Annotated in this window: 28 protein-coding genes; 17 read left to right on the forward strand and 11 right to left on the reverse strand. The window is 66.3% G+C overall.

What is annotated here, in order from left to right:
- Positions 1-5: 5 nt before the first annotated feature.
- The 6 genes from AC3XQU_RS10280 to AC3XQU_RS10305 form a co-directional block, all read right to left on the reverse strand.
- The gene (locus tag AC3XQU_RS10280) at positions 6-1,232 is read right to left on the reverse strand and encodes an MFS transporter (protein WP_489874057.1); all 1,227 of its coding nucleotides are present in this window, start codon (positions 1,230-1,232) and stop codon (positions 6-8) included.
- 10 nt (positions 1,233-1,242) lie between these two features.
- The gene (locus tag AC3XQU_RS10285) at positions 1,243-2,115 is read right to left on the reverse strand and encodes a hypothetical protein (RefSeq protein WP_489874186.1); all 873 of its coding nucleotides are present in this window, start codon (positions 2,113-2,115) and stop codon (positions 1,243-1,245) included.
- Between the two features lie 17 nt (positions 2,116-2,132).
- The gene (locus AC3XQU_RS10290; protein WP_489874058.1) at positions 2,133-2,921 is read right to left on the reverse strand and encodes a hypothetical protein; all 789 of its coding nucleotides are present in this window, start codon (positions 2,919-2,921) and stop codon (positions 2,133-2,135) included.
- Positions 2,918-3,427 (reverse strand): hypothetical protein, encoded by a 510-nt coding sequence (locus AC3XQU_RS10295; RefSeq protein WP_489874059.1) that lies wholly within the window; start codon positions 3,425-3,427, stop codon positions 2,918-2,920. Before AC3XQU_RS10295 ends, AC3XQU_RS10290 begins: the two co-directional genes overlap by 4 nt.
- A gap of 63 nt (positions 3,428-3,490) precedes the next feature.
- Entirely contained in the window at positions 3,491-3,781 is a 291-nt protein-coding gene (locus AC3XQU_RS10300) for a DnaJ domain-containing protein (protein WP_489874060.1), read from the reverse strand.
- 110 nt (positions 3,782-3,891) lie between these two features.
- Entirely contained in the window at positions 3,892-4,020 is a 129-nt protein-coding gene (locus AC3XQU_RS10305; RefSeq protein WP_489874061.1) for a hypothetical protein, read from the reverse strand.
- A gap of 140 nt (positions 4,021-4,160) precedes the next feature.
- On the opposite strand from AC3XQU_RS10305, the gene AC3XQU_RS10310 reads away from it, so the two are divergent.
- The 3 genes from AC3XQU_RS10310 to AC3XQU_RS10320 all read left to right on the forward strand — a co-directional run bounded on the left by AC3XQU_RS10310 (position 4,161) and on the right by AC3XQU_RS10320 (position 9,190).
- Positions 4,161-5,921, forward strand: coding sequence for a glutamine--tRNA ligase/YqeY domain fusion protein (locus AC3XQU_RS10310; protein ID WP_489874062.1), 1,761 nt, complete (start codon positions 4,161-4,163; stop codon positions 5,919-5,921).
- Positions 5,922-6,171: 250 nt separating this feature from the next.
- On the forward strand, positions 6,172-8,031 hold the full coding sequence (locus AC3XQU_RS10315) for a sensor histidine kinase (protein ID WP_489874063.1): 1,860 nt from the start codon (positions 6,172-6,174) through the stop codon (positions 8,029-8,031).
- A 250-nt stretch (positions 8,032-8,281) separates the two neighbouring features.
- Positions 8,282-9,190 (forward strand): glycine-rich domain-containing protein, encoded by a 909-nt coding sequence (locus AC3XQU_RS10320; RefSeq protein ID WP_489874064.1) that lies wholly within the window; start codon positions 8,282-8,284, stop codon positions 9,188-9,190.
- Positions 9,191-9,283: 93 nt separating this feature from the next.
- On the opposite strand, the gene AC3XQU_RS10325 is transcribed toward AC3XQU_RS10320, so the two are convergent.
- Together AC3XQU_RS10325 and AC3XQU_RS10330 are read right to left on the reverse strand one after the other, a co-directional pair.
- Positions 9,284-9,514 carry a hypothetical protein gene (locus AC3XQU_RS10325; protein ID WP_489874065.1) on the reverse strand — a complete coding sequence of 77 codons (231 nt, stop codon included), beginning with the start codon at positions 9,512-9,514 and terminating at the stop codon, positions 9,284-9,286.
- 14 nt (positions 9,515-9,528) lie between these two features.
- Positions 9,529-10,434 carry a Rossmann-fold NAD(P)-binding domain-containing protein gene (locus AC3XQU_RS10330; RefSeq protein WP_489874066.1) on the reverse strand — a complete coding sequence of 302 codons (906 nt, stop codon included), beginning with the start codon at positions 10,432-10,434 and terminating at the stop codon, positions 9,529-9,531.
- 183 nt (positions 10,435-10,617) lie between these two features.
- Between AC3XQU_RS10330 and AC3XQU_RS10335 the strand changes: the two genes are divergently transcribed.
- Positions 10,618-11,646: a CDP-6-deoxy-delta-3,4-glucoseen reductase gene (locus AC3XQU_RS10335; protein ID WP_489874067.1), complete on the forward strand. Its 1,029-nt coding sequence runs from the start codon at positions 10,618-10,620 to the stop codon at positions 11,644-11,646.
- Positions 11,647-11,774: 128 nt separating this feature from the next.
- Positions 11,775-12,164 (forward strand): HPF/RaiA family ribosome-associated protein, encoded by a 390-nt coding sequence (locus AC3XQU_RS10340; protein WP_489874068.1) that lies wholly within the window; start codon positions 11,775-11,777, stop codon positions 12,162-12,164.
- 42 nt (positions 12,165-12,206) lie between these two features.
- On the opposite strand, the gene AC3XQU_RS10345 is transcribed toward AC3XQU_RS10340, so the two are convergent.
- Positions 12,207-13,022, reverse strand: coding sequence for a helical backbone metal receptor (locus AC3XQU_RS10345; protein WP_489874069.1), 816 nt, complete (start codon positions 13,020-13,022; stop codon positions 12,207-12,209).
- 103 nt (positions 13,023-13,125) lie between these two features.
- On the opposite strand from AC3XQU_RS10345, the gene AC3XQU_RS10350 reads away from it, so the two are divergent.
- Complete coding sequence (locus tag AC3XQU_RS10350) at positions 13,126-14,091, forward strand: GGDEF domain-containing protein (protein ID WP_489874187.1); 966 nt, start codon at positions 13,126-13,128, stop codon at positions 14,089-14,091.
- A 105-nt stretch (positions 14,092-14,196) separates the two neighbouring features.
- Positions 14,197-15,645: an exodeoxyribonuclease I gene (sbcB, locus tag AC3XQU_RS10355; protein ID WP_489874070.1), complete on the forward strand. Its 1,449-nt coding sequence runs from the start codon at positions 14,197-14,199 to the stop codon at positions 15,643-15,645.
- 99 nt (positions 15,646-15,744) lie between these two features.
- Here the strand turns inward: sbcB and pyrF are convergent, their stop codons facing one another.
- Complete coding sequence (pyrF, locus tag AC3XQU_RS10360; protein WP_489874071.1) at positions 15,745-16,566, reverse strand: orotidine-5'-phosphate decarboxylase; 822 nt, start codon at positions 16,564-16,566, stop codon at positions 15,745-15,747.
- Positions 16,567-16,711: 145 nt separating this feature from the next.
- Between pyrF and AC3XQU_RS10365 the strand changes: the two genes are divergently transcribed.
- The 5 genes from AC3XQU_RS10365 to AC3XQU_RS10385 all read left to right on the forward strand — a co-directional run bounded on the left by AC3XQU_RS10365 (position 16,712) and on the right by AC3XQU_RS10385 (position 19,949).
- Positions 16,712-17,323: a LemA family protein gene (locus AC3XQU_RS10365; protein WP_489874072.1), complete on the forward strand. Its 612-nt coding sequence runs from the start codon at positions 16,712-16,714 to the stop codon at positions 17,321-17,323.
- The gene (locus tag AC3XQU_RS10370; protein ID WP_489874073.1) at positions 17,323-18,180 is read left to right on the forward strand and encodes a TPM domain-containing protein; all 858 of its coding nucleotides are present in this window, start codon (positions 17,323-17,325) and stop codon (positions 18,178-18,180) included. The genes AC3XQU_RS10365 and AC3XQU_RS10370 overlap by 1 nt, the downstream gene beginning before the upstream one ends.
- Complete coding sequence (locus tag AC3XQU_RS10375; RefSeq protein WP_489874074.1) at positions 18,180-18,689, forward strand: TPM domain-containing protein; 510 nt, start codon at positions 18,180-18,182, stop codon at positions 18,687-18,689. Before AC3XQU_RS10370 ends, AC3XQU_RS10375 begins: the two co-directional genes overlap by 1 nt.
- Before the next feature lie 155 nt (positions 18,690-18,844).
- Positions 18,845-19,381: a GNAT family N-acetyltransferase gene (locus tag AC3XQU_RS10380; protein WP_489874075.1), complete on the forward strand. Its 537-nt coding sequence runs from the start codon at positions 18,845-18,847 to the stop codon at positions 19,379-19,381.
- Between the two features lie 10 nt (positions 19,382-19,391).
- The gene (locus tag AC3XQU_RS10385; RefSeq protein WP_489874076.1) at positions 19,392-19,949 is read left to right on the forward strand and encodes a cysteine hydrolase family protein; all 558 of its coding nucleotides are present in this window, start codon (positions 19,392-19,394) and stop codon (positions 19,947-19,949) included.
- 42 nt (positions 19,950-19,991) lie between these two features.
- On the opposite strand, the gene AC3XQU_RS10390 is transcribed toward AC3XQU_RS10385, so the two are convergent.
- A complete protein-coding gene (locus tag AC3XQU_RS10390; protein ID WP_489874077.1) occupies positions 19,992-20,915 on the reverse strand; it encodes a LysR family transcriptional regulator in 924 nt (307 codons plus the stop codon).
- Between the two features lie 130 nt (positions 20,916-21,045).
- On the opposite strand from AC3XQU_RS10390, the gene AC3XQU_RS10395 reads away from it, so the two are divergent.
- From AC3XQU_RS10395 to AC3XQU_RS10415, 5 genes are all read left to right on the forward strand, one after another.
- A complete protein-coding gene (locus AC3XQU_RS10395) occupies positions 21,046-21,441 on the forward strand; it encodes a RidA family protein (RefSeq protein ID WP_489874078.1) in 396 nt (131 codons plus the stop codon).
- A gap of 96 nt (positions 21,442-21,537) precedes the next feature.
- Positions 21,538-22,302: an SDR family NAD(P)-dependent oxidoreductase gene (locus tag AC3XQU_RS10400; protein WP_489874079.1), complete on the forward strand. Its 765-nt coding sequence runs from the start codon at positions 21,538-21,540 to the stop codon at positions 22,300-22,302.
- A gap of 575 nt (positions 22,303-22,877) precedes the next feature.
- Positions 22,878-23,192, forward strand: a complete 315-nt coding sequence (locus AC3XQU_RS10405; RefSeq protein ID WP_489874080.1) for a hypothetical protein — start codon at positions 22,878-22,880, stop codon at positions 23,190-23,192.
- 70 nt (positions 23,193-23,262) lie between these two features.
- The gene (locus AC3XQU_RS10410) at positions 23,263-23,664 is read left to right on the forward strand and encodes a VanZ family protein (RefSeq protein ID WP_489874081.1); all 402 of its coding nucleotides are present in this window, start codon (positions 23,263-23,265) and stop codon (positions 23,662-23,664) included.
- Between the two features lie 161 nt (positions 23,665-23,825).
- Positions 23,826-24,461, forward strand: a complete 636-nt coding sequence (locus AC3XQU_RS10415) for a hypothetical protein (protein WP_489874082.1) — start codon at positions 23,826-23,828, stop codon at positions 24,459-24,461.
- Positions 24,462-24,599 lie beyond the last annotated feature (138 nt).

A 24,599-nucleotide genomic window follows, 5' to 3' on the forward strand; every position in this document is an offset into this window, starting at 1 on the left:
TCCAGCTATCCCGGTGGCGCCGCCGGCGCCACCGGTGCTGCCGGCGCCAGTGAACGCAGCCGCAGCGCAATCCCCATCGCCACCCCGAGCAGCGCCCCTAACACGGCCACCACGCCGGGCCAGCCCCAGGATGCCCACACATAGCCGGTGCACCAGCCGATCACGCTCGATCCCACGTAATAACTGAAGAGATAGATGCCCGAGGCCAGCGCCTGCGGGGCCCGCGCGCGCCTGCCTACCCAGCTGCTGGCCACCGAATGCGAGGCAAAGAAGCCGAAGGTGGCCAGCCCGGTGCCCAGCACCACCGCCACGACCGAATCGTGCAGGGTCACCAGCAGCCCGGCGACCATCACCCCCAGCACCAGCCACAGCACGTTGCGCCGGCCCAGGCGGTCGGCCAGTTTACCCGCCCACATCGAGCTGACGATGCCCAGCAAATAGAGCAGCGAGACGGCGCCGACCGCGCTCTGGCTCAAGTTGAAAGGGGGCGCCAGCAGCCGGTAGCCGATGTAGTTGTACAGGCTGACAAATACGCCCATCAGCAGGAAGGGCAGCACGAACAGCCAGGGCAGCCCTTCGTCGCCCAGGTGGGTGCGCAGCCCGTCCAGGAAGCCCGGCCCGGGTGCGCGCCTGGCGCCCCCATGGCGCGAAGGCGGCAGGCTGCGCGAGAACTCCCAGGCCGCATACAGCCCGGCCACGCCCAGCAGGCCGACCGCGATGCGCCAGGACGTGTAATCGCTGATGAAGGAGGACAGCACGCGCCCGCTCATACCCCCAAACGCGCTGCCGCTGATGTACATGCCCATCGACAGGCCGAGCGACGTGCCTTCGATCTCGTCGCCGAGATACGCCATCGCCACCGCGGGCAGCCCGCCCAGCACGAGGCCGAGCAATGCGCGCGCGGCGACCAGCTGGGCATAGTCGACCGCGAAGGCGGACAGCAAGGTCAGCACGGCGCCGCCGAGCATCGAGGCAATCATGATCTGCTTGCGGCCGATGCGGTCGGCAACGAACCCCGATGCGAGCAGCGCCACCGCCAGGGTGGCGGTGGATACCGACAGCGCCAGGCTGCTTTGTGCGGGGGTGAGGGAAAAGTCGCGCGCCAGCAGCGGCATCAAGGGCTGGACGCAGTACAGCAGAGCGAAGACGGAAAAGCCTCCGAAGGCCATCGCGCGGTTGATGCGGCGGAAGTCTGCACTCCCGAGCGCGATCGGACCACGCGCGTCCGTCATCGCCGGCTCGTCACGGCAGGTCCGCGTCGAGTTCGGAACCGGCGTAGTTTTCCAGTTCCCCGAACAGCTGCCTGATGGTCGCCTTGGTCCCGATGTGCTGCAGCACCGTGCACTGCTCGCGGTAGGTCGCGATGCGCTCGGCGATCACGCTTTGATGCACCGGCGGGATGCGCGCCATCAGCTCGGCCCAGCCGGCTTCGAAGTCGGGCTTGTTGCGGCGGACCGATTTCACGAAGCGCTCGAATTCGCGCTGGCCGGTGCGCGCCGTGATACGCCCGCCCGCTTCCACCGCAAAGATGATCGCCAGCGCGATCACGCCTTCGGCGTTCAGGTCCGGGTCGTTGATCGGGCCCTCGTAGTGATGGCGGCGCAGCCACTGGGCCGCGCGCACGATGGCCTGCACGCCCTGGCGCTCCTTGAGCTGGGCGACGTAGCGCTCGTAGCCGGACCAGGTTTCGCCCGGGTCGGCCGTGCACAGGTCGACGAACAACTCCTTGAGGCGGCGCTGCGCGTACACCGGATCGGTGTCGTACTCGCCCACGAGGGTATCCTCGGGCATGGCGGCCAGCTCGCGCACCATGCGGAAACCCGACTGGAACACGGCTTCGGCCCCTTCCTCGATCAGGATGTCGAGCGCATCCAGGTCGTCGTCGCTGTCGACTTCGTGCTCCAGGCCCAGCGACACGCCGCCCACGGTGAGCAGCAGCGCGCGCTGGATGCCTTCGGCGGTGCGGTCGTTGGTGAACTTCTCGGCCACCATCGCCGTGATGCCGCACAGTTCGTCGGCCAGCGCCTCGGCTTCGTCGGGCGTGGCCTCGATCGGCAGCAGCCGGATGGCGCGCACCAGGCGCGGCAGCTTCTCGATGACGAGTGCGGGCAGCATGCTCGGCGAGGCCCCGCTCACGAGAAGATGTCCGTGCCCATGCTCCTGCGCGTGCCACGGCGCGGCATGCTGCGCACCGACGGCACCTGCTTGCGCAGGCGGTAGAGCAGTTCGCGCGTATTGCGCTGCATGAAGGGCGACTCTTCGTCCGGATCGTCCGGCAGCTCCATGTCGGCCATCTCGGCGCTGTGGCGGAATTCCGGGAACAGCTCGAGCAGCGAACGCTCCCAGCCGTCTTCGCTGGCCTTGGCCAGGTCGATCGCCAGCGGCACGATGTCGCTGTCGCCGCTGGTCTGGCCGGTGACGTAGCGCCCTTTCGACAGGATCTCGCCGGCCACTTCCAGGATCTCGCGGGGGGCCAGCGACCACATGATCGCGAACACGGTGGCGCCGTGGTCGGTGGCGGATGCCTCGCGCAGCAGTTCGTGGCGGCGCTCTTCGTCGTCGTTGGCGTAGACGATGCCATGCACGTGGTTGAACAGGTTCTCGGCGATGCGCTCGGGATCGTCCTCGATCATGTTGTCGGGCCAGGTGGCGGCGATATAGGCCAGGCTATCGGCCCATGCCTTGGGCGGCACCAGCATGGTCGCGAGCGAGGTCTTGCCGCCGTCGAAGCCGGCCAGGTGCAGCGCGGTCACTTGCGGCGGCAGGGTCGACAGGACCTCGGCCACGGCATAGTCGCCGTGCTCGTCGGCGGCCTTCGAGAAGGCTTCCTCGGCGTGGTCGAGCGAGCCGGCCAGCACCAGTTCGCTGACCTGGCGGGTCAGCGCCGGCAGGTTGCTGCCTTGCTTGGTTTCCTCGCTCATTCGCGCTCTCCTCCGTCCGGATCGAACAGCTGGGTGAAGTCGTCGGTCGCGGCGCTGTCGTCCATGTCGTCGTCGCCCTCGTCGCCCTCGCCGAGGCGGTCGAAGTCGCGGTCCTCGTCTTCCCAGCGCGCCTGGTTCTTGTACAGGAAGGCGGTGATGATGGCCTGGCGCGCCAGCTCGGGGTAATTGGCGGTCATGGCGGCATACATGGCGCCGCCCTGCTCGCCGTCGCACTCGGCCATGGCGAACACGCGCGCCGGGTCGGTGCCTTCGTAGTCGGCCGCTTCGCGCAGCAGGCCTTTCGGGTCCTTGAACTTGATACAGTCAACGAGCGCGAAGGCCATCAGGTTGACGTCGTCCAGGCCCGAGCCGCTGGCGTATTCCGACACCAGGGCGCTGACCATCATGTTGTAGTTCTTCTTGTTGGGCGGGTCGCCCAGCGTGCCCTCGATCTGCCCGTCCAGTTCGCGCGACTGGAACGAGAATTCGGGATGTACGTTTTTCATGGTGTGTCCTGTTGATTCATTGGTTGGAGCCGGGCAAGGCCGGCGCCGGCCGGCGGCTGCGCCTCAAGGCTGGATCGTCACGCCGTTGAGCGCGAACACCGAGCGCCACAGCTCGAAGGCCTCGGCCTCGGCATCGAGCACGATGCGGTGGTTGACGCTCTGGTTGTACTCGGCGCGCTTGATTGGGTCGGACAGCACCTCGTAGGCCTTCGAGACGGCCTTGAAGCGCGCCTCGGCGCCCGGCGCCTGGTTGCGGTCCGGGTGATAGCGCATCGCCAGGGAGCGGTAGACCTTCTTGATCTCGTCGTCGCCTGCATTCGGGGCAACGCCGAGGATCGCGTATAAATTTTCCAACTGAAACTCTCCCGGCCATGGCCGCTAGCAATGCCGTACTTGCCGCAACTCCGGCAAAAACGAGATTATCCTATAGAAAACGATAACGTGGCGAAGCTGCCCACGGGAGCTTAGTGATGGACCGGTTTGCCGGGGTGCGGCTGGATCGGGCGCGCCGGCGGCAGCGGAGGCAGCGGCATGCCGGCCAGGGCCAGCAGCCAGGCGCGGACCAGGTCCGGATGGGTGGCGAGGGTTTTCATGATGGGGCCTTGCGGATGAACTGGGTTGCCCCCAGTATGTCCCGGGCCAGGCCGCCTGACCGTGCGCTCCACCACATAGGAGGCCCCCTGCCGCGCCGTACGGTAAAATGTTCGCTACTTCCCCATCCAGAAACTTTTTCATGAGCAACGATAAGAACAAACCGGCGGTGACCAACGCGCCGACGCCTCCGTCAAACTTTCTGCGCGCCATCATCGACAATGACCTCGCGGCCGGCACCCATGCGCGCGACGGTATGCCGCAAGTCATCACCCGTTTTCCGCCGGAGCCCAACGGCTACCTGCACATCGGCCACGCCAAGTCGATCTGCCTGAACTTCGGCCTGGCGCGCGACTACGCCGGCCGCTGCCACCTGCGCTTCGACGATACCAACCCGGAAAAGGAAGACCAGGAATACGTCGACACCATCATGGACAGCGTGAAATGGCTGGGCTTTTCGTGGGAACAGGGCGGCGAAGAATTCCTGCACTACGCCAGCGACTATTTCGACAAGCTGTACGCGATCGCCGAATACATGATCGAGCAGGGCTTGGCTTACGTGGACAGCCAGAGCGCCGAAGACATGGCGAAGAACCGCGGCAACTTCGGCACGCCGGGCACGAATTCGCCCTTCCGCAACCGCCCGGTCGCCGAATCGCTCCAGCTGTTCCGCGACATGAAGGCCGGCAAGTTCAAGGACGGCGAACACATCCTGCGCGCGAAGATGAGCGAGGACGCGATGGCCTCGCCCAACATGACCAACCGCGATCCGGCCCTGTACCGCATCCGCCATGCGCACCATCACCGCACGGGCGACGACTGGTGCATCTACCCGATGTACGACTACACCCATCCGCTGTCGGACGCGCTGGAGTCGATCACCCATTCGATCTGCACCCTCGAATTCCAGGACCACCGCCCGTTCTACGACTGGCTGATCGCCACCGCCACCGAAGGCGGCTTCTTCACGCCGCCGGTGCCGCGCCAGTACGAGATGTCGCGCCTGAACCTGACCTATGTGGTCATGTCCAAGCGCAAGCTGCGCCAGCTGGTCGATGAAGGCATCGTATCGGGCTGGGACGATCCGCGCATGCCGACCATCGTCGGCCTGCGCCGCCGCGGCTATACGCCGGAATCGATCCAGCTGTTCTGCGAGCGCATCGGCGTGTCCAAATCCGACGGCTGGATCGACATGGGCACGCTGGAAGGCGCGCTGCGCGACGACCTCGACCCGAAAGCGCCGCGCGCGATCGCCGTCCTGCGTCCGCTCAAGCTGATCGTGGACAACTTCCCCGAAGGCGAAGCGCACGACTGCAGTTCGCCGGTCCACCCGCACCATCCCGAGATGGGCGTGCGCAGCTTCCCGTTCACGCGCGAACTGTGGATCGAGCAGGAAGACTTCATGGAAACCCCAACCAAGGGCTATTTCCGCTTCACCCCGCCCGTGGGCGACCAGCCGGGCAGCCGCGTGCGCCTGAAATACGGCTATGTGGTCGAGTGCACCGGTTTCGAAAAAGATGCCGAAGGCAAGGTCACGGCCGTGCACGTGAACTACTTCCCGGATTCGAAATCGGGCACGCCGGGCGCGGACAACTACAAGGTCAAGGGCAACATCACCTGGGTCAGCGCGGCTTCGGCTTTGGAAGCGGAAGTGCGCCTGTACGACCGCCTGTTCCTCGACGCCCAGCCGGACGCCGGCGGCAAGGACTTCAAGGCCCTGCTCAACCCGAAGGCGCTGGAAACCGTTACCGCCTACCTCGAGCCTGGCATGGCGGCGGCCCAGCCGGAGCAGCGTTTCCAGTTCGAGCGCCACGGCTATTTCGTCGCCGACCAGGTCGATTCAACGCCGGGCAAGCCGGTGTTCAACCGCGTGACCACGCTCAAGGACAGCTGGGCGAAATAATCGCTTCAGCAGCAACCACCGACTGCCGCAAACCTGGGCCCTGGCGCGAGCCGGGGCCCAGGTTTTGCGCGCAGTCCAGGCTTCCCCCCTCTCTCCTCTGCATGGAAATCTTTCCGATTACCCAACACCCGTTGGTTTTTTGGTAAACCTATCTGTCCTGATAGGTACTTCGTCGCCTAAACCCGCTTAGCGTATGAATGTTTGTCGCATAAAGACGACGACTTCATCTTTGCAAGCGAGGCCACGCGTCATGTCTTCCCGCCGTCACCCTGCCACCCTGGCCAGGCTGCCAACGACCCTGTTCATCGGGGCGCTGCTGTCCTTGACCATTGGCGCCGGGCTTTACCTCGCTACCGCGGAAGCGATCGAAAGCGATACCCAGACGCGTTTCCGCGGCATGGCGCGCGCCGCCCAGTACACGATCGACGCCCGCATCAAGAGCTATTCCGACGTCCTGCGCGGCGCGGCCGGCCTGTTCCGGGCCAACCCGGATGCCGGCGCCGACGAATTCCGCCACTATGTCGAGCAGCTCGACACGCGCCGCAACTTCCCCGGCATCGAAGTCATGAACTACGCGCGCACCGTCGGTCCCGAGGGCCTGGCGGCGATCGACGAAGACCTGCGGCAGCGCCTGCGCCGGCATGGCGTGCCGGAACCGGCCGAGCGGCTGCGCCCGGTGCCGGGCCGCGACAGCTATACGATCATCGTCTACATCGAGCCGAGCACCCGCCAGTCGCTCGACAAGCTGGGCCTGGACCTGGAAGCGCGCAGCTATACGCGCAGCACGCTGGCCGCGGCGCGCGACAACAATTCGATGAGCGCTTCGGGCACCCGGGTCAACATGCTGCCCGGTCCCAACCAGAACGGCCTGGCGATGCGCCTGCCGGTCTACCGCGCCGACCTGCCCGCGCGTACGGTGGCGCAGCGCCGCGCGGCCTATATCGGCTCGGCCGGCATCGGCTTCGGCGTGGCCAAGCTGGTCACCGGGGTGCTCGACGAATTCCCGGTCAAGGGCGCACGCCTGGTGCTGGTCGACCTGACCGAGGTGCCGCCGGAACCGGGCGAGACGCCCCCCAGCGCCATCCTGTACGACAGCCACGCGACGCTGCGCCACCCGAATCCGGCGCCGGCCGCGCAGGACAGTTCGGTGCTGCGCGCCAGCCTGCCGATCGAGTTCAACCAGCGCCAGTGGCGCGCCGACTTCAGCATCGCCAAGGCCGCGCTGTACACGCGCTTCGACGTGTATTACCCGTGGCTGGCCGCGCTCGCGGGCACGCTGTCCACCGCCCTGCTCTACGCGCTGTTCCAGACCATGGCCTCGTCGCGCCGCAGCGCCCTGCGCATGGCCGAGGACATGACGCGCGAGCTGCGCGCCAGCCAGGCCAAGCTGCAGGCCACCAACGAGAAGCTGCGCCTGCTGGCCGCGCACGCGGAGCAGATCAAGGAGGGTGAGCGCAAACGCATTGCGCGCGAGATCCACGACGAGCTGGCGCAGAACCTGCTGGCGCTGAAGATCGAAGCCGAGATCCTGGCCAACCGCACGCGCGGGCGCCATGGCCGCCTGCACGAGCGCGCCGACGCGACGGTGCGCCAGATCGACCTCACCATCCGCAGCGTGCGCCAGATCATCAACGACCTGCGCCCGAACGTGCTCGACCTGGGCCTGAATGCGGCGGTGGACTGGCAGGTGGCGGACTTCGCGCGCCGCACCGGCATCGAATGCGAATTGGTGGAAGACGAAGCCGAGCACCACCTGGACGATCACTGCGCCACGGCGCTGTTCCGCATCCTGCAGGAGTCGCTCAACAACGTGGCGCGCCACGCGCGCGCGAGCAAGGTGCGGATCGACCTGCACGAGCACGTGGGGATGCTGACCATGACGATCCGCGACAACGGCGTCGGCATGCAGCCGGGCAGCCGCAACCGTAACGGCTCGTTCGGGCTGGTCGGGATCGAGGAGCGCGTCAACATCCTGGGCGGCAGCTTCTCGATCAGCAGCGGGCCCGATACCGGCACCACCATCGTCGTCACGATCCCGATCCATGGCGACGAACAGGGCATGCGCGACCTGGCGCGCGACAGCGATTTCACGCTGTCCGCGCTGGCATGAACGCGTGGCCGAAGAAGCTTGTGGAGACTGTTGTAGCGTTTCTGCACAGCAGTTTCTTGCTTGAGCGAACTCAACATTAAACATGACCGCACGCAGGACAATTCTTATCACTGCCACCGGTCAAGATGAAAGCCTTGGCTTCCGATTAATCCGCACAGTCAAGCAGGAGGGATCTTCTGAAGCACCGCTCCACCACTAGGGATAATTAGAAATGCCTTGATAAACATATCAAAACAAAAGGTGAACAATCATGTCGACTACCGAATTCGCAGCATTTGAAACGCTCGATCTTGCCCCGATCAAAATGAAGCTGATGCACCTGGAATCCGGCGAAGGCTGGTCCATGATGCGGGCCAGCGCAGTCGAAGCGGAATACCGCCGCTTCCTGTTCCTGATGAAGAAATACCCGGATGCCGGCGCATCCCCAACCGTCGACGTGGACACCTTCTGGCACTACCACATCCTCGACACCATGAAATACGCCCGCGATTGCCAGCAGGTGTTCGGCTACTTCCTGCACCACTATCCGTACGTCGGGATGGGCGCGGGCGCCGAAGAGGGCGAACAGGTGCAGGCCGGCGAGCGCATGCGCACCATCTACGAAGCGGAGTTCGGCGCCGTCGCCGCCAACCAGCCGGCCTGGTGCGCTGCCCCCGGCAAGCCACTGCAGGGCGCGCTCGACGCCAGTGCCTGGTGCGCCGCGCCGGGCAAGCCGGCCGCAGCCTGGTGCGCCGCTCCCGGCGAGAAACTGCAAGCCGCCGCTTGGTGCGCAGCCCCGGGCAAGAAGCTGGAAAGCGCCAACGACGCGGCATGGTGCGCGGCGCCCGGCAAGCAGCAGGGTGCAAACGACGCCGCCTGGTGCGCGGCGCCTGGCAAGCAAGCGCAGGGCATAGCCACCGCATGGTGCGCGGCGCCGGGCAAGCAGCTGGCCATGCGCAGCGCCGTGGCCGGCGCATGGTGCGCGGCGCCCGGCAAGAAACTGCATGCGCAGTTCGAAGCGACCGCCTGGTGCGCGGCGCCGGGCAAGAAGCTGGCCGCGAAGATCGATGCCAGCGCCTGGTGCGCAGCGCCGGGCAAGCAGCTCGACGCTTCGGCCGATGCCTGGTGCGCAGCGCCCGGCAAAGCCTGCGGCGCAAGCGCCAACGAAGCAACGGCCTAGTGCGCCGCACCGGGCAAGCCGCTGCCCTTCGCTGCCTGAACCGGCCTGTCCTGCCGGCCGGTGCAGCGACCCAGGTCGCGGCGCCGGCTTTGTTTATTTCTTCTTCTTGCCCGGTACGACCTTGGCCTGGCCGCTCGCCTCGAACAGCGCGCGCGCATCCAAATGGGCCTGGTCGATGGTGCGCATCTCGGGCTTGTCGTCGTGCGGCACGAAGAATTCCTTGTCCTGCGCGACCACCACGATCTTGATCGCGGCAGCTTCGGTGATTCCGTATTTTTCGACGATCAGCGTGGTGACTTCGTCGAGGTATTCTTCATAGGTCATGCTTGGGTACTCCTTCAGTGTCCTTTTCGGTCCGCGATTGTACCGGAGAAGGTCCGCAGCGCCGCCGCCACGTCGGGATAGCGCAGCCGCATGCGCAGCTCGCGCTTGAGGCGCGTATTGTCCAGCCGGCGCGACTCGGACATATACGACAGCAGCGTGGGCGTGACCACCTCCTGGAGTGCGGCGCGCGCCAGCCGCGGCGGGCGCTGCATGCCGAAGGCGTCGGCCACCGCATCGAAATAGTCGGCCATCTTCATGCGCGTGTCGTCCACCGCATGCAGCACGCGCCCGCCGCGCGCGCGAAACAGGGCCTGGACGGCGATGCGCGCCAGGTCGTCGGCGTGGATATGGTTGGTGTAGACGTCGTCTTCCGGCCGCAAAGCGGGCGTGCCCAGCTCCAGGCGCTTCAGGGGCAGGCGGTCGGCGGCATAGATGCCGGGCGCGCGCAGGATGGCCAGGCGCGCGCCGTTGACCAGCGCCCAGGCCCGCAGCACGCGTTCGGCATCCACGCGGCGCCACGCGCGCCCATTCTTCGGCGCCACCGGGCGCGATTCGCGCACCAGTTCGCCGCCGCAGTCGCCGTACACGCCGCTGGTGCTGACATAGGCCAGGCGCGCGGCCGGCCCGAGCGCCGCGACCAGGTGGCGCGTGCGGCGGTCTTCCATGCCGTCCGGCTGGGGCGGGGCCAGGTGCAGCACCCAGTCGGCCAGGCCGCGCAGCCGTCCCAGGGTCTCCGGGCGGTCGAGGTCCGCCACGATGGGCACGGCGCCGGCGGCGCGAAGTATGGCGCGGCGCTCGGGCTGGCTGGTGAGGGCGAACACGCGCCAGCGCCCGCGCACGAGCGGCAGCACGCGCATGCCGACGTCGCCGCAGCCGACGATGAGCAGGCGCGGGCGGTTGAATGCAGCAGAGCGGATCATGGGAAGCGAAGGAAAGTCCAGGGCGCCACAATGTAGCACGGCGTGTGGCGCCGCGTGCAGCAGGACGCCCTGCCCGGCTGGCGTGGCGCGGCGTAGGGACCGTCGGTGTAGAATACCGCCCTGTCGCACCACCCATTTTCCCGATCACCGCCTGCCCGCGCGGGCCTTAACCATAGCCACCGCATGACCTTCCAGATCACCGTCCAGCCTAGCGGCCACCAGTTCACCTGCGAGGCCGATGAAACCGTTCTCTCCGCCGCCATCCGCGCCGGCATCGGCCTGCCGTACGGCTGCAAGAACGGCGCCTGCGGTTCCTGCAAGGGCAAGGTGCTCGACGGCGCCGTGCAGCACAAGCCGCACCAGCAGCGCGCCCTGGGCGAGGTCGAGAAAACCGCCGGCATGTCGCTGTTCTGCTGCGCCGTGCCGGAAGGCGATTTGGTGATCGAGGCGCGCGAAGTGGGCGGCAGCTCGGAATACCCGATCCGCAAGATGCCGACCCGCGTCGCCGGCATCCGCAAGGCGGCGCCGGACGTGGCCATCGTCACGCTGCAGCTGCCGGCCAACGAGGCGCTGGCCTACCGCGCCGGCCAGTACGTGGAATTCCTGCTCAAGGACGGCAAGCGCCGCGCCTACAGCATCGCCTGCGCGCCCTCGTTCAGCGGCCCGCTCGAGCTGCATATCCGGCATCTGGCCGGCGGCCTGTTCACCGACCACGTCTTCGGCGCCATGAAGGAACGCGACATCCTGCGCTTCGAAGGCCCGCTCGGCACCTTCTTCCTGCGCGAGGAATCGGACAAGCCGATCGTGCTGCTGGCCTCGGGCACCGGCTTCGCGCCGGTCAAGGCGCTGGTCGAGCACCTGATGCACCTGAAGTCGACGCGCCCCGTGCGCCTGTACTGGGGCGGGCGCCGGCCGCAAGACCTGTACATGGACGAATTGTGCCGCGCCTGGGAAACCACCCTGCCCGACTTCCAGTACGTGCCGGTGATCTCGGATGCGCTGCCGGAAGACGCGTGGCAGGGCCGCACCGGCTACGTGCATGCGGCCGTGATGCAGGACCTGCCGGACCTATCAAGCCACCAGGTCTATGCCTGCGGCGCGCCCGTCATGGTCGATTCCGCGCGGCGCGACTACGTGGCGCAGTGCGCCCTGCCGGAAGAGGAGTTCTTTGCCGATGCCTTCACCACCGAAGCGGACCTGGCGCAGCCCTGAAAAGAAGAGCAGGATAGCAATCTGATCGGCCTTGCAACCTGGCAGGGCGACCCCACGTGTCATAACGGGACGCGGCAAAATGCACGCCGCATGTAAGATGTAGTTGTTATGACAACAGGAGCGATCTTATGCAAATCAACGTAAACACCGACAACACCATCGAAAAACACCAGGGCCTGGACGAACACGTGGAATCCGTGGTCCAGAGCTCGATCGGCCGTTTCGGCGAGCAGGTCACCCGCGTGGACGTGCACCTGAGCAATGAGAACAAGGAAAAGCATGCCGACGGCGGCAACTATTGCATGATGGAAGCGCGCGTCAGCGGCTACCAGCCGATCGTCGTCCATGAGCACTCGGTGGAATTGCACCAGTCGATCAAGAATGCCGGCGGCAAGCTGGCCCGCGCCCTCGACAGCGCCCTCGGCCGCCTGGCGGACAAGAACAAGCATGCCCCGGCCGCGGTTGCCGTTGGCGAAGACATCGATCCGCTGTCCGACAAGCACCTGACCGACGAGTAATCCCGTTTCACGCGCACGCCCGGCTCCTGGGCGTGCGTTTCGTCACCCTGCTCCGCCTTCCACCATCGCCCTCAGTTCGCGCAGATAGCGCAAACCTGCCAGCGCCCGGCTGCCGTACCACGACATCATTTCACCATCGACCAGGAAGACCGGGATGCCGAGCTGCTTCTCGAGTGCATCGGCGTGCGCTTCCGTGAACCGGTAGGGCTCGGTGGACAGCAGGACCGCATCGAGCTGGCCGGCCAGCGCCTCGGACCAGTCGAAGCGCGGGTAGCGCGCCGCGCCCAGGTCCGGCACGCTCCAGCCCAGTTCCGCCAGCATGGCGGCGATATAGGTGTGACTGGACACGCTCATCCACGGATCCTGCCAGATGCAGTACAGCACCGTGCGCGTCGGGGCCGGGGGCAAGGCGCGCAAGGCCGCGTATTCCTGCTCGAAGGCGGCGCACCAGCTTTCCGCCGCTTCCTCCCGGCCGAAGATTCCGCCCATCAGCCGCGCCAGCGCCAGGTTGTCGCGCGGAACCAAGGGATGCGTGACCACGATGTTGGGCACGAACCCGGCCAGTTTTTCCACCGTCGGCTTCTCGTTCTCGTCGATGTTCACGACCAGATGGGTCGGTGCGAGCTTGCGGATCTTCTCGATGTTCACATCCTTGGTGCCGCCGATCTTCGGGATGGCTTCCACCGCCGCGCGCGGATGGATGCAAAAGCCGGTGCGGCCGGCCAGCTGTCCGGCCAGGCCCAGATCGCACAGCAGCTCGGTAATCGAGGGGACCAGGGACACGATGCGGGCGCCCGCCGCAGGCAGGTGCTGGTGGCCGACGGCGTCGACCAGGTGGGGTGAAGAAAAAGTCGTCATGGCCGCCATTGGACCACTGTTGTTTATGGAACGCCAGTCCGCGCTCATCTATTGCAATGGGTTATCATTCCAGGACGTAATGACATTTCTTCCCCGAGACCCCGTGAACCCGATCGGCACCTTTGGTGCATCGCGCTACGCCGTGCGCGACCTCCAATTATTCCGCGACGCCGACGACCCGGCCGTAACAAAGGCGCTCGCCCCTTGTGCGATCGTGCACCTGGCCGCCGGCCAGCAGGTCGAGGACGGCTTGCGCGCACGCCTGTATATCGTGCTGTCGGGCTCGCTGGAAGTGGCGCCGGATGCGCATAGCGGCCATGAAGACAGTGGGATCACGCGGGTATTGCCGGGCGAAAGCGTGGGCGAGCAGGCCGTGCTGGACGACGCCGTGAACCTGGCGGCGATGACCGCGCTCGAGGATTGCGAACTGCTGGTGATCGAGCCCGAACTGGTGTGGCAATTGATAGACCGCTCGAACGTTCTGGCGCGCAACCTGCTGCGCCTGCTGTCCTTCCGGGTGCGCGCCGCCAATGTCCTGTTGCGCCGGCGCCAGAAGCTCGGCGAGTTCTACCGCCAGCTCTCGCTCAACGACGCCCTGACCGGCCTCTACAACCGCGCCTGGCTCAATGAAATGCTGCCCAAGCTCGCCGCCCGCGCCCACCAGGACGGCAGCCCGCTGTCGGTCATCATGATCGACCTCGACCATTTCAAGCGCTTCAACGACACCCACGGCCACGTTGCCGGCGACGCGGCCCTGTCGAGCGCCGCCAGCGTGATCCGCGATTCGCTGCGCCCCTCCGACTTTGCTGTGCGTTATGGCGGCGAAGAATTGATGGCGGTCTTGCCCGATACCCACCTGGGCCTGGCGGAGATGGTGGCCGAGCGCCTGGCCGAGCGCCTGCGCGCGGCCATGGTCTTCCCCGACATGCGCCTGCCGATGCCCCATATCACTGGCTCCTTCGGCGTGGCCACGCTGGCCGACAGCGGCGACGAGCACGCGCTGGTGGCGGCCGCCGATGCCGCCCTCTACCGCGCCAAGGAAGCCGGACGCGACCGCGTCAGCGTCTGAAGCCGTATCCAGCGCAAAGGGGCTGTCCCGACGGCTGACGGCGCGCCGATTCTGTGCCACCATGGCGCCTGCCCGCCGCCGTCGCGGCGAAAACCATAACAATACATGAGCACGCATACCTTCCTCTGGCACGACTATGAAACCTTCGGCGCGGTCCCGCGCCGCGACCGCCCGGCCCAGTTCGCCGCCATCCGCACCGACGCCGAGCTCAACGAGATCGGCGAGCCGCTCATGCTGTACTGCCAGCCGGCGCCGGACTTTTTGCCGGACCCGCAATCCTGCCTCATCACCGGTATCACGCCCCAGGATTGCCTGGAGCGCGGCGTGCCCGAGCACGAGTTCGCCCGCAAGATCGAGGCCGCCTTCAGCGAGCCCGGCACCATCGGCGTGGGCTACAACACGATCCGCTTCGACGACGAGGTCACGCGCCACCTGTTCTGGCGCAACCTGATCGACCCCTACGCGCGCGAGTGGCAGAACGGCTGCGGCCGCTGGGACCTGCTGGACGTGGTGCGCATGGTGTATGCGCTGCGCCCGGACGGCATCGAATGGCCATCGCGCGAAGACGGCAAGCCCAGCTTCCGGCTGGAGCACCTGACCACCGCCAACGGCCTGGTGCACGAGGCGGCGCACGACGCGCTGTCGGACGTGCGCGCCACCATCGCGCTGGCGCGCCTGATCCGGCAAAAGCAGCCGAAGCTGTTCGACTTCTGCCTCGAGCTGCGCCGCAAGGATCGGGTCGCCGCCGAGATGGGCCTGCACCTGGAGCCGAGCCAGCGCCAGCCTTTCCTGCACGTGTCCGGCATGTTCCCGGTCGAATACGGCTGCCTGGGCCTGGTCTGGCCGCTGGCCCAGCACCCGACCAACAAGAACGAGATCCTGGTATGGGACTGCCGCCACGATCCGTCCGAACTGTTCACGCTCGACGTCGAGACCATCCGCCTGCGCATGTTCACCCGCAGCGCCGACCTGCCCGAGGGCGTGACGCGCCTGCCGATCAAGAGCGTGCACCTGAACAAGTCGCCCATGCTGGTCGGGAACCTCAAGACCCTGCAGCCTGCCGCGGCCGCCCGCTGGGACATCGACCTCGAGCGCGGCCGCGCCCATGCGGCGCTGGCGGCGAACGGACGCAACATGACGGCGATCTGGGCCCAGGTATTCCAGAAACCGGCCCCGACCCTCGATGTGGACGTGGACGAAGACCTGTATGGCGGTTTCGTGGGCAACGGCGACCGCCGCAAGCTCGAATCGCTGCGCCACGAGAAACCGGCGGCCCTGGCCGGGATGCGTCCCTCGTTCGAGGACGAGCGCCTGGGCGAACTGTTCTTCCGCTACCGCGCACGCAACTTCCCGCAGACCTTGTCGCCCGAGGAAGCGCAGCAATGGGAAGAGCAGCGCGCGGCGCGCCTGTTCGACGGCGCGGGCGGTGCGCGCACGGTGGACCAGCTGTTCGGGGAAATCGATGCGCTGTCGGAGACGGCGGACGAACGCGCCGAGGCCATCCTGGGCGCGTTGTATGACTATGTGGAGTTGATTGCGCCGGAGCGGTATTGAGGCCGTTCGCGCTGCGCTCCGGTACGCTAGCGGCGGCTCAAGGAACGCGGATCCCGGCCTGCGCCGGGATCCGAGTTACCAGCAAACCACCTGCCCGGTTCACCCCCGCGCCGCATTGATCGCGTCGCGCGTCTCCCGCGCCACCCGCCGCGCCGCCGCCGCAAAATCTTCCCCCTCCTGCGGCGCCGCATACAGGATCGCCCGCGACGAATTGATCATCATCCCGGTTCCGCCGGCAGTGCGCCCGGCCTTGACGGTCGCTTCCACATCCCCGCCCTGCGCGCCCACGCCCGGGATCAGCAAAGGCATGTCCCCCACCAGCTTGCGCACCTCGGCGATTTCTTCCGGGAAGGTCGCGCCCACCACCAGCGCCAGCTGGCCGTTGCGGTTCCACTTGTCCGCGACCAGCTGCGCCACGTGCTGGTACAGCGGGCGGCCGCCCACGTCGAGGAATTGCAGGTCCGAGCCGCCGGCGTTCGAAGTGCGGCACAGCACGATCACGCCGCGGTCCGCCCACTCCAGGTAAGGCTCGACCGAATCGAAGCCCATGTAGGGATTGACCGTCACCGCGTCCGCCCCATAGCGCTCGAAGGCTTCGCGCGCGTACTGGTGGGCGGTGGCGCCGATGTCGCCGCGCTTGGCGTCGAGCACCAGCGGGATGTGCGGATAGTTCGTGCGCAGGTAGCTGCAGATTTCCTCGAGCTGGTCCTCGGCGCCGAGCGCCGCGAAGTACGCGATCTGCGGCTTGAAGGCGCAGGCCAGGTCGGCGGTGGCGTCGATGATGGCCCTGCAGAACTGAACGATGCCGTCCGGCTGCCCCTGCAAGTGGGCGGGAAAACGCACCAGGTCGGGGTCGAGCCCGACGCACAGCAGCGAATCGTTGCGGGTCCATGCGGCGGACAGTTTGTCGATGAAATTCACTCTAGGCCCCTTGTCGGTCGGTTATTGCAAACCCAATATTGTACCTGCCGGCCTCGGGGACCGTCCCGCGAGCCGTTGATGCGCCAGAAGATCTTTACATCATGTATATTTTGATTATTCGACAACTTGCCGCGGATTATCAATCATGACCTTTACTCTCTTCTCTCGTTGGACCCGTACCCTGGTGCTGGCCATCCTTACCGGCTCGCTCCTGTCGGGCTGCGGCTATAACGCCTTCCAGACCAAGGACGAGGCCACCAAGGCGGCCTGGGGCGAAGTGGTCAACCAGTACCAGCGCCGCGCCGACCTGATCCCCAACCTGGTGAACGTCGTCAAGGGCTATGCCAACCACGAGCGCGAAACGCTCGAGGCCGTAACCCGTGCGCGCGCCGCCGCCACCAGCTTCCAGATCACCCCGGAAGTGCTGAACGACCCGGCTGCTTTCCAGAAGTTCCAGCAGGTGCAGGGCGAACTGTCCGGCGCACTGTCGCGCCTGATGATGGTCTCGGAAAAATATCCCGACCTGAAGGCCGATGCCCGCTTCGGCGAGCTGCAGTCGCAGCTGGAAGGCACGGAAAACCGCATCACCGTGGCGCGCCAGCGCTATATCGCCGCCGTGCAGGACTATAACGTCACGGTGCGCCAGTTCCCGAACAACCTGACCGCCATGATCTTCGGCTACGAGACCAAGCCGTCGTTCACGGTCGAGAACGAAAAAGCGATCTCGACTGCCCCGACCGTCGACTTCGGCAAATAATGTTCAGCGCGCTTTTCCAGGGCTCCTTCCTGCGCCCGCTCTGGGCCTTGCTGCTGGCCGTCGCGCTGGCCAGCCCGGCCCTGGCCCAGCTCAAGCCGGTGCCGGCCCTGAGCGGCCGCGTGGTCGACGAAGCCGGCATGCTCGACGCCGCCCAGCGCGAGCGGCTCACGGCGGTGCTGGCCGATTACGAAGCCCGCACGGGCAGCCAGATCGCCGTGCTGCTGGTCAAGTCGACCGAGCCGGAAGCGATCGAGCAGTACAGCATCCGCGTGACCGACGCGTGGAAGCTGGGGCGCAAGGGCGTCGACGACGGCGTGCTCCTGATGGTTGCGCGCGACAACCCCAGCGCGCTGCGCAGGCTGCGCATCGAGGCTGGACGCGGGGTGCAGGGCGTTCTGACGGATGCGCAATCGAAACGCATCCTGCAAAACGTGATCGCCCCGCATTTTCGCCAGAACCAGTATTACGAAGGACTAGTCGCTGGCGTCGGCGCCATCGCCACGCTGCTGAACAAGGAAGCCTTCCCGGCTCCGGCACAGCGCCAGGTGCCGCCGAGCCAGCTCCAGCAGGATAACGGAGGAGGAGGTTTTTCGATGTTTGGCATACTCGCACTGGTGATGGGTTTTTTTCTGGTGAGGTCGATCTTCCGGCCGCGCCGCAGCAGGCTGTCCCCGAATCATTGGGGCCGCAGCAGTAGTGGCCTGGGCAATGTCGCGACCGGCATCATCCTGGGTAATGTCCTGGGCGGCATGGGCCGCGGCGGCGGCTTCAGCGGTGGCGGTGGCGGATTCGGTGGCGGCGGCTTTTCCGGCGGTGGCGGCAGTTTTGATGGCGGCGGCGCCTCGGGAGATTGGTAATGGGTATCGGACAACGATTCAGCCGCGCATGGCGCCACCTCACCAGCAGCAAGGCGGAAGCCACCCGTGCCTTCCCTGAAACGACGCTGGGCGCGATCAGCGAAGCGATCACGGCCGGCGAACAGACCCACCGCGGCGAAGTGCGCCTGATCGTCGAAAAGGCGCTACCCTTCGACGAGGCCTGGGACGGCGTGACCAACCGCCAGCGCGCGCTGGCGCTGTTTGCCGACTATGGCGTGTGGGATACCGAAGACAATTGCGGCGTGCTCATCTACGTCAACCTGGCCGAGCACAAGGTGGACATCGTGGCCGACCGCGGCATCGACCGCAAGATCGACAGCGCCACCTGGCAGGCGGTGTGCCGCACCATGACCGACGGCTTCAAGGCAGGCCAGTTCCATGACGCCACGCTGGCGGCCATCAAGCAGGTGAACGAACTGCTGCGGCAGCACTTCCCGGCCAATGGCTCGCGCGCGAATGAACTGCCGGACAAGCCGCTGATGCTGTAAGCCCTCTGCCCCTTGCCGCCCACCGCGCCATGCTTGCCAGGCGCCGGATGGGCGCAATGCGGCCGCCCAGATTGCTTTCTGTTCTATCATTCTTCCTGTCCGCGCTGCCCTGGCCTCCCCGGCATGGGCCAACGCGCATTTCCAAGGAGAGAAGAATGCCTTCCCCGTTTTCCGTACGCCGGCTCGATGCGCGCGAGGCGGCAAGCTGCAGCGCGCAACTGTCCGACCTGCTGCTCGACTGCGTCGAAGGCGGCGCCTCGGTCAGTTTCATGCTGCCGATGCAGCGCGACACCGCCTTGCGCTTCTGGCAGGACGTGGCCGATGGCGTGGCCCGCGGCGAGCGCACGCTGCTGGTGGCCGAGGACGAGCACGGCATCGCCGGCAGCGTCCAGCTGCTCACCGCGATGCCCGAGAACCAGCCGCACCGCGCCGACGTCGCCAAGCTGCTGGTGCACCGGCGCGCCCGCAAAGGCGGCATCGGCCAGCGCCTGGTCCAGGCGGTGGAAGACGCGGCGCGTGCGCAAGGCAAGAGCGTGCTGGTGCTCGACACCGCCGATGCGGGCGCCGCGCGCCTGTACGAGCGTGCGGGCTGGCAGCGGGTGGGCATGGTGCCGGACTATGCCCTGATGCCGGACGGCGAATTGTGCGCGACCACCTTCTACTACAAGCATGTCGGCCATGCGCCCAACTGACAGGAAGACCATGGACCAGCCAGCCGCCTTGATCCTCGTCGACATGCAACAGGGCATGCGCTTCGATAGCCTGCCGGCACGTAACAACCCGGACGCGGAAGACCATATCGCCCGCCTGCTGGCCGCCTGGCGCGGCGGCGGGCATCCGGTCGTGTGCGTGCGCCACATCAGCCGCTCGCCCTCGTCGGTGTTCGCTCCCGGGCAGGCGGGGGTCGAATTCCAGGCGCGTTTCCAGCCCCTGGCGCAGGAACACGTGGTCGAGAAGAATGTGCCGGACGCGTTCGTGAATACCGGACTGGAACGCTGGCTGCATGCGCGCGGCATCCGCCGGGTCGTGATCGTCGGCGTGAGCACGAATAATTCGGTCGAAGCCAGCGCCCGCACGGCCGGCAACCTGGGCTTTGCCACTACCGTGGTAGCGGACGCCACCTTCGCCTTCGAGAAGCAGGATTTCGGCGGAACATGGCGCAGCGCCGATGACGTGCACCTGATGGCGCTGGCGAATCTGCACGGTGAATATGCCGAGGTGCGCAGCACGGAAGATGTCCTGCGCGACCTGGCTTCCTGAACACGGATCGGCGGCGCCAGCCGCACGTGCGGCCGCGCTTGCCTACCCTGCTCCGCGCCCCGCAGAGGCATGTTCCGCCATCACCTCGACGACCCAGTCGATGAAGGCCCGCAAGGCCTTGCTGATGTGCCGGTTCTGCGGATAGGCGATGTAGAGCGGCATCGGGTCGCTCTGCCATTGTTCGAACAGCGGCAACAATCTTCCGGCGGCCACGTGCTCGCGCGCCATGTAGTCGGGCAGCCACAACACACCCAGGCCCGCCAGCCCAGCCGCCAGGTAGGCGTTGCCGTCGTCGATCGACAGGATGTGCCGCCCCTGCAAGCTCAGCTCGGTGTCGCCATGGCGCAGCACGTAAGGAAAGCCGTTGCCGCTGCCGGACCAGCGGAAACGCACGATCCGGTGCTGCGTGCCGTCCAGGTCTTGCGGGTGCCGCGGGGTGCCGGCGGCGGCGAGATAGGCAGGCGAGGCATACACGCCGAGCTTGAGTTCGGCCACACGGCGCGCCGTGAGCGACAGGTCGGTAATGGCGCCGCCGCGCACCACGCAGTCGATCTTGTCGGTGACCAGGTCGACCTTGCGGTCGCTGGCGCCCATGTCGAACTGGATGTCGGGGTAGCGCGCGTGGAAGCGCGGCAAGGCCGGCACTAGGATCAGCGTGGCGAGCGGACTGGGCACGTCCACGCGCAACTGTCCCCGCGGCGCCGACGACGTGCCGGGCAGGCTCGTCTCGGCCTCGTCCAGCTCGGCCAGCACCCCGGTGATGCGCTCGTAATACACGGCGCCGTCGGCCGTGACATTGACCTTGCGCGTGGTGCGGTTCAGCAGCTTGACCCGCAGGCGCGTTTCCAGTTCCTGGATCAGCTGGGTCACGCTGGCCCGGTTCAGGTGCAGGGTCTCGGCCGCCTTGGTAAAGCTGCCCGCTTCGACCACCCGTACGAATGCCCGCATCGCATCCAGTTTATCCATGCTCGTCTCTCCCGTAATTGTTTGGATTGTACAAACAATCTTGATGGAACTTGCTGGTTTATCGCAGCAAGCGGCGGGACTAAGCTGTTCCTTGCCGCCTGACCGGGCGGATCAACCAAGGGAGCAGACGATGACAACACGCGATGTGGTATTTCCCCCGGGCCGCCAGGCCCTCTATGAACAGAACCGGTATTCGCCCGCCGTGCGCGCGGGCGGCCTGCTGTTCGTCTCCGGACAGGTCGGCAGCCGCGAGGACGGTTCCCCCGAACCCGGCCTGGAAGCGCAGGTCCGGCGCGCATTCGAGAACCTCAACGCCATCCTTGCCGCCGCCGGCTGCAGTTTCGCTGATGTCCAGGACGTGAACCTCTTCATCGTGAATCCGGAGTCGACTTTCCAGACTATCTGGGACCTCGTGCTGAAGGAATACTGGGGCGAGGCGCCCTACCCCACGGTGACGGCGGTCGGCGTGACCTGGCTGTACGGTTTTCAGTTCGAAATCAAGGTCGTGGCCAGGCTGCCAGCCTGAGGTCGTAGGGGCAATTTGCCCGGCAGCTGAGTAAAAGCTGCAGGCGTGGCCGCAAGCTCGCTACAATTGCCGCTTTGCCCAAGAAGAAAGCCTGCCATGAGACTAGCCAACAAAACCGCGATCGTCACCGGCGCCAGCCAGGGCATCGGCCTGGCCTGCGCCCAGCGCCTGGTGCAGGAAGGCGCGCGCGTGATGCTCGTCGATATCCGCCCGGAAGGCGCCGCCGCCGCCGCCGAACTGGGCGAGGCTGCGCGCTTCTACCAGGCCGACGTCGGCATCAAGACCGAAGTCGACGCCATGATCGCCGCCACGCTGGCTGCCTTCGGTCAGGTCGATATCCTGATCAACAATGCCGGCGTGACCCATGCGGCCGATTTCCTCGACCTGGAAGAGGAGGATTTCGACCGCGTGTTGCGGATTAACCTGAAATCGATGTTCCTGTGCAGCCAGGCGGCCGCCCGCGAGATGGTGAAACGCCAGAGCGGCTGCATCATCAATATGTCGAGCGTCAACGCCGAGCTCACCATCGCGAACCAGGTGCCGTATGTGGTGTCCAAGGGCGGCGTCAACCAGCTCACGCGCGTGAGCGCCATCAGCCTGGCCCAGCACGGCATCCGCGTGAATGCCATCGGCCCCGGCACGATCCTGACGGAACTGGCCAAAAAAGCCGTGCTCGGCAGCCCGGAAGCACGCCACACCATCCTGTCGCGCACGCCGCTGGGCCGCTGCGGCGAGCCGGAAGAGATCGCCTCGATCGCCGCCTTCCTGGCCAGCAGCGATGCCTCGTACATGACCGGCCAGACCCTGTATGCCGACGGCGGACGCATGGCGCTGAACTACACGGTTCCGGTACGCGAATAAACGCCGCCGGCTGAGGAATCAACAGGAGATATGCGAAATATCAATGTCTGGTATCAGAATATGCAATTGGACATATATTTGGCGACGCAACATAATCGCCCCTGTCTCCACTATTCTCCTCCAAGAAAATAGTTTTAAGCCCGCCTCGAGCGGGCTTTTTTTTGCCCGTTAGAAAATACCGCTGCAAGTCCGGGCGGCGCGCATCCTGCGCGACCTTGTTGAGATCACGCTCTAGCAGAAGGGTTCGCCAGCCGCCGCTCACGTTTGATCCAGGTCACGGCCTGGTCACAATAAGCCCATATACTTTGAATCAACTGCGATACACGCAACCGATATGCGTGATCCCAGCAGGTGTGCTGCACCCGCTGCAACACACCAACCGAACACGCGTCTCTTGGCCAGATCTTGGGTTGTGCCCGTCAGCTCCTGACGGGCATTTTTTTCGCACGTACAACATACCAATATAAATGCGGCCAAGGGGCTTGAAGCTGCGCCAGATTTGGCTATGATGAAGCTCCCGCCCTGCTTTTTCTCATCCGTAGGGCGCCGGACAACACGATAACGGGAGCCTGTCCATGAGTTTACGTGCATCCGAGACCTATACGCATCCCCCAGAGCCAGTCAGGTGCCGCCGCCACGAGGTCGACGGCAACCTGGTGCTCGTCGAACTCAATCCCCTGGCCGTCATCGACCAGCCCGATGATGCGAGCATGCCGCTGGATTTGCTGACCTTCGGCAGCGTGCGCGAGATCTGCCCCAAATGCCAGCACACCCATCTCAAGCTCGTGCTGCGCCAGACCTGTGTGCGCACGGCACACCTCTTCTGCGCCGATTGCGAAAGCTGTTTCGACGCGCACTACACCAACGGCACGCCGGCGCTGACGATCTGATCAGCAGGACGGGTGTGGCCGGATAGCCGGGCGGCATGGTATCGTTGGCGTTTGCCAACACGCTGAACGCATGCCCGCCATCCTGTCCCGTCTGCTGCTCGACCCCCGCCTGCGCAGCGCCCGCATCAAGCTTGCCCTGGTGGTGTATGCAGGCGTGCTGGTCGCCGGCTCCATCCCCGGAGCGCGCGCCGAGATCGGCGAATACGCGACGGGCGTCGTGCTGCATGGCCTGACCTATGCCTTCCTCACCCTGCTGTGGTTCCTCGGCAGCACGGGAAGCGGCCCGGTGCGCGCCGCCAAGGCCGTGCTGGCGATCGCCCTGATGGGCGCCGGCGACGAGCTGGTGCAAAGCTTCCTGCCCTACCGCTCGGGCGACATACGCGACTGGATGGTGGACGTCACTGCCGCCCTGCTGACCAGCACCCTGCTGGCCATGGTCCTGCCGCAGCGCGACCCGGCACGCCCGCGCTGACAACCGGTTTCCGGAAAAATCCGCCGGCCTCATGGCCTTGTTGATACAGCTCAGGTTTAACCCGGTTCAGCTGGAACGCTGACGCGCTTCCCGCCTCTTACCAGAGGTGGCACGCTGCATCGTCACGCATCCCACTGAACATCCATTACAAGGAGTTAATCATGAAGCAAAAACACCAGAGCGTGATCCTGGCGGGCTTGCTGGCTGTGGCGCTGGGCCTCTCCGGGTGCGCCGGCACGGGCGACAGGAGCGGCGATTCGTCTACCAGCAGCGGCATGTCAGGCAGCACCGGCGGCGCAAGCGGCACCGGCACTTCCAGCAGCGCTACCGATACCTCCGGCACCAGCTCGGGCGCCAGCGGCAGCTCGGGCACCTCCGGCACCTCCGGCAGCTCGGGCAGCTCGGGCACGACCGGCAGCACCGGCTCGACCGGCTGGGACCAGTCGGGTACCTCGGGCGCCAGCGGCAGCACCGGCAGCACGGGCAGCACCGGCAGCACCGGCAGCATGGGAAGCACCGGCGCGCAGACCGGCGTTGCCACCAGCGCCAGCGCCAGCCCGAACAGCACCGTGCTGGCCATCGAGGTGATCCCGCGCGCCAGCGGCAGTGCAGGCAGCTCGGGCAGCTCGGGCAGCACCGGTGCGAGCGGCACGTCCGGCGCCTCCGGCAGCGCCAACGCCTACCGCGTGACCGTGCGCATGGACGACGGCAGCACCCAGGTGGTCACCCAGAACACCACGCCCGACTTCCGCAGCGGCGACCGCGTGAACGTGACCAGCGGCGTCATCCAGCGCTGATTCCGCCAGCCCAGGCATGCAGCATGCGGGGCCTGGCAGCGGCCGTGCCATGCCGGCTGCCTGCCGGGCTCACGCCGCCTGCCGGGGTTGTTCACCGATCCTCGCACGCCAAAAAAAACGCGCACCATGCGGTGCGCG

The sequence above is a fragment of the Telluria sp. AZSoR62 genome (assembly GCF_058111565.1).